The 11,792-nt window shown below is 69.1% G+C and carries 7 protein-coding genes; 1 reads left to right on the forward strand and 6 read right to left on the reverse strand.

Annotated features, from left to right (window positions below; translation table 11 throughout):
• Positions 1 to 32: 32 nt before the first annotated feature.
• On the reverse strand, positions 33 to 2,156 hold the full coding sequence (locus tag OHB04_RS11345) for a DNA gyrase/topoisomerase IV subunit B (RefSeq protein ID WP_326687553.1): 2,124 nt from the start codon (positions 2,154 to 2,156) through the stop codon (positions 33 to 35).
• Between the two features lie 502 nt (positions 2,157 to 2,658).
• Between OHB04_RS11345 and OHB04_RS11350 the strand changes: the two genes are divergently transcribed.
• Positions 2,659 to 2,889: a DUF7455 domain-containing protein gene (locus tag OHB04_RS11350; protein ID WP_326687554.1), complete on the forward strand. Its 231-nt coding sequence runs from the start codon at positions 2,659 to 2,661 to the stop codon at positions 2,887 to 2,889.
• Positions 2,890 to 3,213: 324 nt separating this feature from the next.
• On the opposite strand, the gene OHB04_RS11355 is transcribed toward OHB04_RS11350, so the two are convergent.
• The 5 genes from OHB04_RS11355 to OHB04_RS11375 form a co-directional block, all read right to left on the reverse strand.
• Positions 3,214 to 4,026 carry a serine protease gene (locus tag OHB04_RS11355; RefSeq protein WP_326687555.1) on the reverse strand — a complete coding sequence of 271 codons (813 nt, stop codon included), beginning with the start codon at positions 4,024 to 4,026 and terminating at the stop codon, positions 3,214 to 3,216.
• A gap of 267 nt (positions 4,027 to 4,293) precedes the next feature.
• On the reverse strand, positions 4,294 to 5,892 hold the full coding sequence (locus OHB04_RS11360; protein WP_326687556.1) for an RNA polymerase sigma factor: 1,599 nt from the start codon (positions 5,890 to 5,892) through the stop codon (positions 4,294 to 4,296).
• Positions 5,893 to 6,663: 771 nt separating this feature from the next.
• On the reverse strand, positions 6,664 to 7,680 hold the full coding sequence (locus OHB04_RS11365; protein WP_326692679.1) for a FadR/GntR family transcriptional regulator: 1,017 nt from the start codon (positions 7,678 to 7,680) through the stop codon (positions 6,664 to 6,666).
• A gap of 291 nt (positions 7,681 to 7,971) precedes the next feature.
• The gene (locus OHB04_RS11370) at positions 7,972 to 10,806 is read right to left on the reverse strand and encodes an ATP-binding cassette domain-containing protein (protein WP_326807405.1); all 2,835 of its coding nucleotides are present in this window, start codon (positions 10,804 to 10,806) and stop codon (positions 7,972 to 7,974) included.
• Positions 10,807 to 10,933: 127 nt separating this feature from the next.
• Complete coding sequence (locus tag OHB04_RS11375; RefSeq protein ID WP_326687559.1) at positions 10,934 to 11,692, reverse strand: NUDIX hydrolase; 759 nt, start codon at positions 11,690 to 11,692, stop codon at positions 10,934 to 10,936.
• Positions 11,693 to 11,792: the final 100 nt, after the last annotated feature.

The raw sequence follows: 11,792 nt of genomic DNA on the forward strand, positions 1-11,792 counted from the left end.
GGGCCGGGACTGAGGAGACGCGGCGCTTCGCCTCAGACGTCGATGCGCGAGCGGTCCAGCGTGGCCGCCGAGGAGCTGATGAACTCCCTGCGCGGTGCCACCTCGCTGCCCATGAGCAGGTCGAACGCCTGCTCGGCGGCTTCCAGGTCGCTGATGTTGATACGGCGCAGGGTGCGGTGGCGCGGATCCATGGTGGTCTCGGCGAGCTGGTCGGCGTCCATCTCACCCAGGCCCTTGTAGCGCTGGATCGACTCCTTGTAGCGCACCTTCTTCTGCTCCAGCTCCAGCAGCGTCTGCCGCAGCTCGTTGTCGGAGTAGGTGTACAGGTATTTGTCCTGCCCCTTCTTGGGGCTGACCAGCTCGATCCTGTGCAGCGGCGGCACGGCCGAGAAGACCCGGCCCTGCTCGACCATCGGGCGCATGTAGCGCTGGAAGAGAGTCAGCAGGAGGCAGCGGATGTGGGCGCCGTCCACATCCGCGTCGGCGAGGAAGATCACCTTGCCGTAGCGGGCCTGGTCGATGTCGAAGGTCCGTCCGGACCCGGCTCCTATGACCTGGATGATCGAGCCGCACTCCGCGTTCTTGAGCATGTCCGAGACGGAGGACTTCTGGACGTTGAGGATCTTTCCACGGATCGGCAGCAGCGCCTGGAACTCCGAGTTCCGCGCGACCTTGGCGGTACCCAGCGCGGAGTCGCCCTCCACGATGAACAGCTCGGTGCGGTCGATGTCGTCGGCCCGGCAGTCGGCGAGCTTGGCGGGCAGCGCCGAGGACTCCAGCGCGGTCTTCCTGCGCTGGGCCTCCTTGTGCTGACGGGCCGCGATCCGCGTACGCGCCGCCGCGGCGATCTTCTCCAGCACCGAGCGGGCCTGCGCCTTGGCGTCGCGCTTGGTGGACGTCAAGAACTCCTTCAGCTCCTTGGCGATGACCTGCGAGACGATCCGCGAGGCGGCCGAGGTACCCAGCACCTCCTTGGTCTGGCCCTCGAACTGCGGCTCGGCCAGTCGCACCGTCACCACGGCGGTGAGGCCTTCCACGGCGTCGTCCTTGACGACATCGTCGTCGGCGACCCGCAGGAGCTTCGTCGACCGCAGCGCCTCGTTGACGGTCTTGGTGACCGAACGTTCGAACCCGGACACGTGGGTGCCGCCCTTGGGGGTGGCGATGATGTTCACGAACGACTTGAGCGTCGTGTCGTATCCGGTGCCCCAGCGCAGCGCGACGTCCACGCCCAGCTCGCGCTGCACCTCGGTGGGGATCATGTGCCCACGGTCGTCCAGGACGGGCACGGTCTCCTTGAAGGTGCCCTGCCCCTGGAGCCGCACCACGTCGCACACGGGCTTGTCGGGTGCGAGGTACTCGCAGAACTCGCTGATACCGCCGTCGTAGTGGAAGGTCTCCTCGGTGGCACCCTCGCCGTTCAGGCCGCGCTCGTCGCGCACGATCAGAGTCAGCCCTGGCACGAGGAAGGCGGTCTGCCTGGCACGCGCGTACAGCGTCTCCAGGGAGAGCTTGGCGTCCTTGAGGAAGATCTGCCGGTCCGCCCAGTAGCGCACCCTGGCGCCGGTGCGGTTCTTGGGGATCTTTTTACCCTTGAGCAGACCGGATGCCGGGTCGAAGGGCGCGTCCGGACCCGATTCGGTGAAGATTCCCGGGACCCCGCGCCGGAAGCTGATGGTGTGGGTGCGGCCGTTGCGGTCGACCTCGACGTCCAGGCGCGAGGAGAGCGCGTTGACGACGGAGGCGCCCACTCCGTGCAGGCCACCGGATGCCGCATAGGAGCCACCGCCGAACTTGCCGCCGGCGTGCAGCTTGGTCATGACGACCTCGATGCCGGACAGCCCTGTCTTCGGCTCGACGTCCACCGGAATGCCACGGCCGTTGTCGATGACCTCGACGGAGCCGTCCTCGTACAGGATCACCTCGATGCGGTCGCAGTAGCCGCCCAGGGCCTCGTCGACCGAGTTGTCGATGATTTCCCACAGGCAGTGCAGCAGGCCACGACTGTCCGTCGAGCCGATGTACATGCCCGGACGCTTGCGGACCGCCTCCAGCCCTTCAAGGACAAGCAGGTGCCGCGCGGTGTAATTGGATCCTCCGTCCCGGTCTGCTCCGGTCAGCAGTGCGGTGGACGGCACGGACATATCGGCGGTCACGCGGTTCGCTCCTCGCTGAATTCTGCTTGAGACGGCTGGGTTGCCGCGTCAGAGGGTACCGAGGCCCAGGAGAGCACGTGTCGCGCGACCCAGGCGACGGAACAGGAGAACCGCCATGCTAGCTCATTTTCGATACCCTGTTCGATAACACGTCCGGGTGACACACACATCACGTTCCCTTCCAGGCATGAACCATTTAGGCTCCGGGCACGTCCTCCACAGCGAAGGGCCCGAAGCAGCCCGGAGCCGGACAACGGCACAGCGTCACCAAGAAGAACCTGCCAGCGCCACTGGCAGTGGCCAGCCACCACGAACACCGTCAAAAACTCAACAACAGACTGAACGATCATCCCCTGCAATACGGCCCATTCGCCGCCACCGGCAACATCCCGGCCTCCCGGCAGTTCGATCTCCGGGAATTAAAGGCCACAGCGGGAACGTTTTCGGCCTGGTTGGATGTTGACCCTGGTACGACAGCTCGTCGAGCTAGAGAAGAGGCGACGTGACTACAGTTCTGACCCCCGCGACCCCGCTGACGGCCGCCGACCGCTGTGACCGCTGCAATGCCCAGGCGTACCTGCGCGTTGTTCTGGTGAGTGGCGGAGAGCTGCTGTTCTGCGCCCACCACGGCCGCAAGTTCGAGCCGGAGCTCAAGAAGATCGCCGCGGAGATACAGGACGAGACGGAGAAGCTCACCGCGGCTCCTGTGACCACCGGCGACGACGAACGCTGACGCGTTGACCTGACGCCCCTCGCGTACGCATCCGACGAGCTCACTCCGGCACAGGCCGGCAAGGCGGGCGGTCCCCCGGGTTTCCGGGAGGCCGCCCGCCCTCGTCATTTCGTCCCCCGGCCACGCGGCGGCGTGTGCCCCCTGCGCCCACCGGGCTCTGCCCCCTGCACCCGCAGAGCTGGGCCCCGCGCTCGGAAGGGCGCACCCCGCGTCCCCGGCACCCACACGGTGCGCCCGCCCCGACGCCCGTTCGCGCTTCGGCCAGCCTCGGCACTCACAGCCGTGGCGCCCGCCGAGCGACCCTTCAGCGGGCGCCCACACCGGTCAGCCCCCGAGGGCCCTGGCCACCGAGTCGACCGCTGAGATGCGCGTATAGACCCCTGGACGGCCCCGCTCCCCACAGCCCACGCCCCACGACACCAGGCCCACCAGCTTTTTCTGGGCGATCAGGGGCCCGCCACTGTCGCCCTGGCACGCGTCGTGCCCGCCGGCCTCCACGCCCGCACAGAGCATGGTCCCCGCGTCATAGGTGCCCTCCTGGGAGTTGCCCGGATAGGCCCGCTCACAGGAGGAGTCCGCCAGCACGCTCACCCGGGCGGCCCGCAGCGAGGTCGCGTACGAGCCGCTGCCCGTGGTGTCACCCCAGCCGTAGACGGAGGCCGGAGTGCCCGGGTTGTAGACGGGATCGCCCTTGACCGCCATTGGGATGACGGAGCCCCGCGGCACGGAGGAGGAGAGCCGCAGCACGGCGATGTCACCCTTGTTGCTGGTGCTGTCGTAGGCCGGGTTGACCTTCGTGGACGCGACTGCGATCTCCTTGCCCGTACGGCCCGTGAGATCACCGCGCCCGGTGATGACCCGCAGGTCGCTCACCTGACCGGGATCGGCGCCCAGCACCTCCCGGCTGAGGCAGTGCGCCGCCGTGACCGCCGTGCGAGGACCCACGATCGCTCCCCCGCAGAACTGACCCGAGCGCTCAGGCCCGAACCGGGCACGGCTGGAGAGCGCCACCACCCAGGGGTGGCTCTCCGCACGCACGGGGGAGCCGCCGATGACAGCGCGGTCCGGGTCCTGGTCGTGCGCGGCAGCCGGGGGCGCCAGCGGGGGGAGCAGAGCCACTATCAGCGCCGTCACCATGGCGGAGAGAAGACTTCCCAGGCTCTTCGGGATTCGGGCGACGCGTGTTCGCTCACAGCGCATCAGTCGCATAGGAACCGACCTCCTGACCGTACGGAACTACGTGACTACCCAGGGTGTTCCGGCTCTACGCTCGGCGCATCCCGGGCCGCGGGTGCGTGCTCCGTCACCCGTCCGGCAGCGCGAAAGGCCGGGACCCCCTCTTCCGGGGGTCACCGGCCTTTCGCGGTCGGCCCTGCGCGGGCCTTTTCCGGGCTTCGCCCTCGCTCAGTCGAGGTAGTCCCGCAGGACCTGCGATCGGGAGGGGTGGCGCAGCTTCGACATCGTCTTCGACTCGATCTGACGGATGCGCTCGCGCGTCACGCCGTAGACCTTGCCGATCTCATCCAGCGTCTTGGGCTGGCCGTCGGTCAGACCGAAACGCATCGAGACGACGCCCGCCTCGCGCTCGCTGAGCGTGTCGAGGACGGAGTGGAGCTGCTCCTGGAGGAGCGTGAAGCTGACGGCGTCCGCCGGGACGACCGCTTCCGAGTCCTCGATCAGGTCACCGAACTCGCTGTCGCCGTCCTCGCCGAGCGGGGTGTGCAGCGAGATCGGCTCGCGGCCGTACTTCTGGACCTCGACGACCTTCTCGGGCGTCATGTCCAGCTCCTTGGCCAGCTCCTCCGGGGTGGGCTCACGGCCCAGGTCCTGGAGCATCTGGCGCTGCACACGCGCGAGCTTGTTGATGACCTCGACCATGTGCACCGGGATACGGATGGTGCGGGCCTGGTCGGCCATCGCGCGGGTGATGGCCTGACGGATCCACCACGTCGCGTACGTCGAGAACTTGTAGCCCTTGGTGTAGTCGAACTTCTCGACGGCGCGGATCAGACCGAGGTTGCCCTCCTGGATCAGGTCCAGGAACAGCATGCCACGGCCCGTGTAGCGCTTGGCCAGGGAGACCACGAGGCGGAGGTTGGCCTCCAGCAGGTGGTTCTTGGCCCGGCGGCCGTCCTCGGCGATGATCTCCAGCTCTCGCTGGAGCTTCGGCGCGAGCTTGTCCGCGGCGGCCAGCTTGTCCTCGGCGAAGAGCCCGGCCTCGATCCGCTTCGCGAGCTCCACCTCCTGCTCGGCGTTGAGGAGCGGGACCTTGCCGATCTGCTTGAGGTAGTCCTTGACCGGGTCGGCCGTCGCACCGGCAGCAGCGACCTGCTGCGCCGGGGCGTCGTCCTCGTCGTCGTCGGAGAGAACGAAACCCTCGTTCTCGTTCTTGACCTCGGCGGCAGGGCCGTCCTCGGCACCGGGCTTGCCCGACGGCTTGCCCGGGAGCTCCTCCGTCATCTCCTCGTCGCCCTCAAGGAGTTCATCGACGACGGACTTCTTGGCGGTGGTCTTCTTGGGAGCCGCGGCCTTCTTTGCGGCGGCCTTCTTCGCCGCCGGCTTCTTTGCGGCGGCCTTCTTGGCCGCGGGCTTCACAGGGTCGCCCTCGGACCCGGCGCCCGCGATGGGGTCGTCCGCCCCCGCGGTCACAGCCGGTGCGGGAGCGGCGCTCGCCGGGGTGGCCTTCTTAGGAGCAGTGGGCTTGGCGGCGACCGTCTTGGTGGCGGTGCGCTTGGCCGGGGTCTTCGCTGCGACGCTCTTACGGGTGCGCTTGGGCGCCTCCGCGGCACTCACCATCAGCGTCACACCCTCCTCGTCGAGGATCTGGTTGAGGCTGCGCAGAACGTTCTTCCACTGGGTTGGCGGAATCTGGTCAGCCTCGAAGGCCCGACGTACGTCATCGCCGGCGATCTGCCCCTCAGCCTTCCCCCGCTCGATGAGCGCCATCACGGACTCGGACTCGGCGATCTCCGCAGGGAGAGTACGGGATGTGCTGGCCGACACGAACAACCTCTCGGAACGATGGAAACGGCGGACCACCGGTGGGGATGAACCGGCGGCGCGGGCGGAGCAGTGGAGAAATAACGGCTTGGGCAAAAGCCCCGAATGGAGCGCCCATATTCCTTCCTCGGCTGTCACCTCTTGAGTCATCGCGCTGGGACGCGAAGCGTTACGCCCAATTCACGTGGCCCGAGTCACACCCCGTACCCGCCCTTATGCGGGTGCCACTGGACAAAACACCCCTCAGTGGCAGAACTGGCGGCCCCGCGCGTACGGCCGTGCCACCGGGTTCCGGTGGCACGGCCGTACGTACCGCAGGGCCTGGGGAGGGCCGGAGCCGCGAAGGAACCGTCCATCGGCGGAAGCCTCGGAGGACACGGAGGGCGCGGCCGGACCCGCGAGGATCAAGGCTCCTCGGCCGGGCCCGCCGGTAACCGCCGGGGCCGTCAGGTCCGCCGGGGCCGTCAGGTCCGCCGGAGCCGTCAGGTCCGCCGGAGCCGGGAAGCTGCCAGAGCCCTCAGGTCCTTCGGAACCCCTCGGAGCCGTCGGACCCATGGGCCGGGCCGGACCGGGTTCTGGAGGTGTCGCGGTGCTTCTGGAGGTGCCGCGGTGCTTCGGATGCTGCGGTCTTACGCGTGCGCTTCGTAGGTGCTGCGGACTGGGCGAATAGTGCGGGTGATGTTGGCGGTACGGAGTGACGCGGCCTTGGTCGAACGGCGTTCGGCTCTCGGCTCTCGGCGGAGCCGAACGTCCGGCATCGCGCGGAGTGAATCGTCAGTGCTCGCGCGGAGCGGGCACCACGTGGTCGGCACCGCCCGGCGCGCCCGCTCCCGGCTGCGGCGGCTGGGTCGCTCCCGCAGGAACGGTGTGCCCCGCAGGACCCGCCTGCGCCGGCTGCCCAGCCGGAGCGGGCTGCCCGGGCGCCGGCTGTGCGCCTTGACCTGCCGCGACCGGCTCGGTGTGGGCGCCGAGCAGCTGGCGCATAGCGGCCTCGGCGACGGCGGCCTCGCCCGACACAAGGGCCTCGACAACCCGGCGGTGGTGGGCGACGGATGTCTCGGTCGGCCGCTCGCAGCCGGTGGCAGGGCCACCGGAGACCTGAAGCGCGGAGGAGACGATCCCGGAGAGGTGCTCCAGCAACCGGTTGCCGGCGGCCTGGAGGATCAGACCGTGAAACTCGGCGTCGGCGCGGGAGAACGTGAGCCCGTCCCCCTGCGCGAGCGCGTGGCCCATGATCTCGACCATGTCGGCCAGCCGCTGCTGGACATCGTCACGGCTCTGCCCGGCGGCGAGGCGCGCAGCCAGCGGTTCGATGGTCCAACGCAGCTCGCACAGCTCGCGCCGCTGGCCTTCCCGCTGGGGGCCGAAGGCCCGCCATTCGATGATGTCGGGATCCAGCAGATTCCAGTCGCTGACGGGACGCACGCGGGTGCCCACGTTGGGCCGCGCGCTGACGAGGCCCTTGGCCTCGAGGACCCGGAGGGACTCGCGCACAACCGTACGCGAGACCTCGAAGCGCTGGCCGATCTCCTCCGGGACGAGCGGGCGGTCGGCCCCCAGATCCCCCGAGACGATCATCTGACCGAGCTGCTGGACGAGTTGGCCGTGCAGACCACGGCCACGGCTACCGGTCGCACGCCGGCCCACACGATTCATGTCAGCCTCAGAACCCTCCCACGCCGAGGCGTTGGTGGTGGTACGCGCCGTTCCCGTGGACTCGGCGTACGCGTAGCGGTCCAGCTCGCCCGGGCCAACGAGGCCGGTGTCGACGGGGCGAGCCGCGGTCATCATGGAGTGCGCAAGGGTAGTCACGACCATTTGTGTCGGCGGGGCTTGAGACGGCCTTGAGGGCTATGGTGAAAAGCACACGAAAGGGTGATCGCTGACTTTCGCACAATTGACGCCTTATCGGAATGGACGGACGGCGTCATCGGTGGTCAGCGCCATCTCGAGCTTCCGGACACCCGGTTGGCGGTGATCGCCGATGAACATCTGACGGAATTCGGTGAACTCGGGAGCGATTGCCTCCCGGGTCGGCAGACCCCGCTCCGGCCGGAGACGACACCCGCCGGAGCGGCGGAGCTACCTCTGTCTTGGACGTCCGCGAAGCGAGGTCAGGACATAGACACAGAGAAGAACGGTCAGCGACAGCGCCAACGCCCGGCCAACCGGTTGAGCGCCGATGCGCAGCACGACCGCGAACCACTGCTCCGCCCCCGAGGGCCAGGGAACCAGCATCGTCGACCGCAGCCGTTCAGGCAGCCCTTCGAGGGACTGAGCACCGGGGCCTCCCAGCAACTTGCGAACCATCGGGGCCACCAATAGCGGAACGGCGACAACAGCCGCCGCTCCAGCGGCCGTTGACCGGGACGTTCCTGCCGCCAGCACACCCGCCCACCCGCAGCCGATGCACAGCATCAGTACAACCGCGACCTGCGCTCCGAGGGAGAGCCCGGTCTCTCCCGATCCAGACGGCCCGACTGGAACAAGGAGACCGGAGAGGCTGGAGAGATCGAAAGTACCGGCGGGAAAGGTCAGCGCGCCGCTGTCCATTCCGTACAGCAAGGTGAGCGCAGCCCCATTGACCACCGCTGTCACCAGGCACAGCGCTACAGCCGTGCCCGCCGAGACCAGAAGCTTGGCTCCCAGCAGCCCTAGGCGGCGGGGCACCGGCACATGAGCGGGAACGAGGGCTGGGTATCTGAACTCCTGACCGAACGCCAGGGCCCCTAGCAATCCCGCAGCGAGTGCCGCGGGCGGCACGAAGAACGGTGACCCCGGAGGCCAGCCGGTCAACAGCTTCACCGCCGGTGACAGCCCCGCTGCGTGCTCGCTCGTGGCGCCTCCACCGACGCGAGCGACGACCAGGGCGACCGCCAGCGCCGACAGCAGCGCTGACACCAGCACCAGCCACGGCGTCCGCACCCCGAACAGCCGCCGCAGCTCATACCGCACCGGCGCCACCGGCCCCGGCCTCCGGGCCGCAGACAACCGAGGCGGCAACCCCGCCGACATGCGCCCGTCCGGGCGAATATCCGATGGTGCGGGGGATGTGGGGGCGGATGGGGCCGAAGCAGCTGGAGGGGTCGAGGTCGCTGGAGTGGCTGGAGAGTTCGGAGCGACGGGGGAGGGGGAGGGGGAGGGGGAGGGGGAGGGTCGGGATGGTGGTGTGGGTGGGGGCGAGGCGGAAGTCTCGGAAGTGGCGGGGTCTTCAAGAGCCTCGTTGGAAGGGGGGTCTGTGAGGTCACCCGAAGGGACCGAAACCGATGTGGCACTTGAGGCAGTCGAGATATCCGAGACCGCCGAGACATGAGAAGCCGCAGCCAAGGGAGTGGCGGAGGTCGCGGAATGGCGTGACTCCTCATCCCCGTCGCCCTCCCCCATGGCCGCCGGCACCAGCGCACCTTCCGAATCGTCTCGGTGCCCCGCCTGCTCCGACTCGCCCAGCCGTTCATCGAGGCCCGGGGCCTCTTCCGACCTGATTCCGCCCCCTTCCGTCTCGGCGTCCACGACGGCCTCGGAGCCTTTGCGGTGCCCGTCGCCATCACCGCGTCCGCCGCCGCCCGAACTGGGGCCCGGGTTCGGGCCTGAGTCGCTGCTGGCGAAGTTGCTGAACCCCAACCCCGCGACGGTCTCGGCGTCCGTCCTGGCATCGGTCTCGACTGCATCCACCCGGTCCGGCACCCCCGGCGCAGGTACCGAAACGTGTCCCGCCGCCGTTCCGGACACGCTCACGCCCCGGAGCCCAACCTCGGACTCGGCCTCGGGCTGAAGCAGGGGCTGGGACTGGGGCTGGGGCTCGCTCTCATCCTCGGTCGCGTGGTCGCCCTCAGTCTCGACCGCGACTTCCACCTCGCAGTCGATACGGGCGGGCTCAACCAGCGTGACGGCGCCCCCGCCTCTTACCTCCGACCCCGCGAGGCGGACGCTGTTCACCCCGGCGGGCAAGCCCTCTGTCCGAACCCCCGTCACTTCCCCGGATGCCCGCCCATCAGCCCGCGCCAGCGGCCCGGGACGGTGGCTGTCCCCGGTGTCGCCGATCTCCTCTGCCAACTGGTGCACGAGGATGCCGTGCCGATAGGCCGACTCCCCCACCGCCGCGCAGTTGCTCCCGTACACCGAAACCCGGCTCCCCCCGTCGCACACCACTTCAACAACCCCCCGTCCCCTCCGGGAACGCTCAGCGCTACGCGCCTCCTGAGTCAGCACCGCCGCGAACCGCTCGGCATGAGGCGTCCGCACCGCCACGCGGGGACGCAATCGCGTCTTGGCAAAGTCCTTGGCGTCCTGGTCCGCCACCAGCCTGCCGCCGTCGACCGAGATGACCCGGTCAGCGATCCGCGCCGCCTCCTTCGGATCCCGAGAAGTGGTGAGCACCAGCCCGCCCTGCTCCGCGTATCCCCGCAGCAGCCCGTTGAGCCAGCTCGCCTCGCGAGGGGACAACCCCCGCGCCGGCTCGTCCAGCACCAGCGTGTGCGGATCACCCAGCAGCGCGGCGGCGATTCCGAGCCGACGGTCCATCCCCAGCGAGAAGTCCCCCAGCCGGTGGTGGTCAAGGCCGCTCAGCCCCACCACGTCCAGCACATCGTCCGCCCGCTCCAGCGGCACTCCCGCCACCGCCGTCAGCATCCGCAGGTGCCCCCGCGCCGTGCGAGCCGGATGTCCTGGGACGTCCCCGAGCAGCACCCCGATCTCCCGGGCGGGGTGGGGGATCCGGTGCACCGAGCGCCCGCGGAACAGCGCCACGCCACGTCCCGGGAGGAGTTGCAGCATCAGCCGCAGCGCCTCGCTCTTACCCGAACCAGCCGGCCCCAGCAGCACAGTGACCTTGCCGGGGCACGCCTCGAAGGTGAGGTCGTCGACACTCGGCAGGCGCTTGCGCCTGGGCGTGCTGGTGAGTCCGATGGCCTGGATCATCGCTTCTCCCGCAAAACGCGTGGCGGACGCACTCCTGCAAGATAACGCGACATTTTCGACTTTCCGGGCAACCCGCTCTACGGGCGTTCCCTACGGATCGCGTGCCCGCCCCCGAACCGGCCTCGACTCAGACCTCTGGCCGCAGCATCGGAGGGTTCAGCAACGTCGCCCCTCCCGCCCTGAACAACTGTGCGGGCCGGCCTCCCTGACGGGTCGTCGTCCCGCCGGTCGGCACCAGAAACCCCGGGGTCCCCGTCACCTTCCGGTGGAAGTTCCGCGGGTCGAGGGCCACTCCCCACACCGCTTCATAGACCCTGCGCAGCTCGCCCACAGTGAACTCCGGTGGGCAGAAAGCGGTGGCGAGCGAGGAGTACTCGATCTTCGACCGTGCACGCTCCACTCCGTCCCGCAGGATCTGGTCGTGGTCGAAGGCGAGTGGTGCCTGCTGCTCGGCGTTGTCCCACCCTGTTCCGTCGCCGGACCCGAAGAGACTGTCGACCGGCGCCCACCGGGCACTGCGCGCGTCGCCGCCCGGAGTCGGCGAGGGCAGGTCGGGGGCGAGTACGAGGTGGGCAACACTGACGACACGCATCCTGGGATCCCGCTGGGGTGCGCCGTAGGTGGCGAGCTGCTCAAGATGCGCGCCCGCATCCTGGTCCTCCGGAACGTGTGACCGCAGCCCCGTCTCCTCGGTGAGCTCGCGCGCCGCTGCCGCTTCGAGGTCTTCGTCCCCGCGGACGAAGCCACCCGGCAGTGCCCACCTCCCCTGATATGGGGGCTCTCCGCGGCGGACCGCCAGGGCGCACAGCGCATGTTTGCGCACGGTGAGCACCACGAGGTCGACGGTGACGGCAAAGGGCGGGAAGGCCGACGGGTCGTAGGGCATGGCGTGATCATAGTCGTCTCCCTGACGATAAACAGTCCGTTCTCCAGCACCGCTCCCACCTCCTCCCTCCCCTCCCGCACATCGGTCCCCGCTCAGTCGA

This window comes from Streptomyces sp. NBC_01775, assembly GCF_035917675.1.
In the GTDB taxonomy this organism is placed as follows: domain Bacteria; phylum Actinomycetota; class Actinomycetes; order Streptomycetales; family Streptomycetaceae; genus Streptomyces.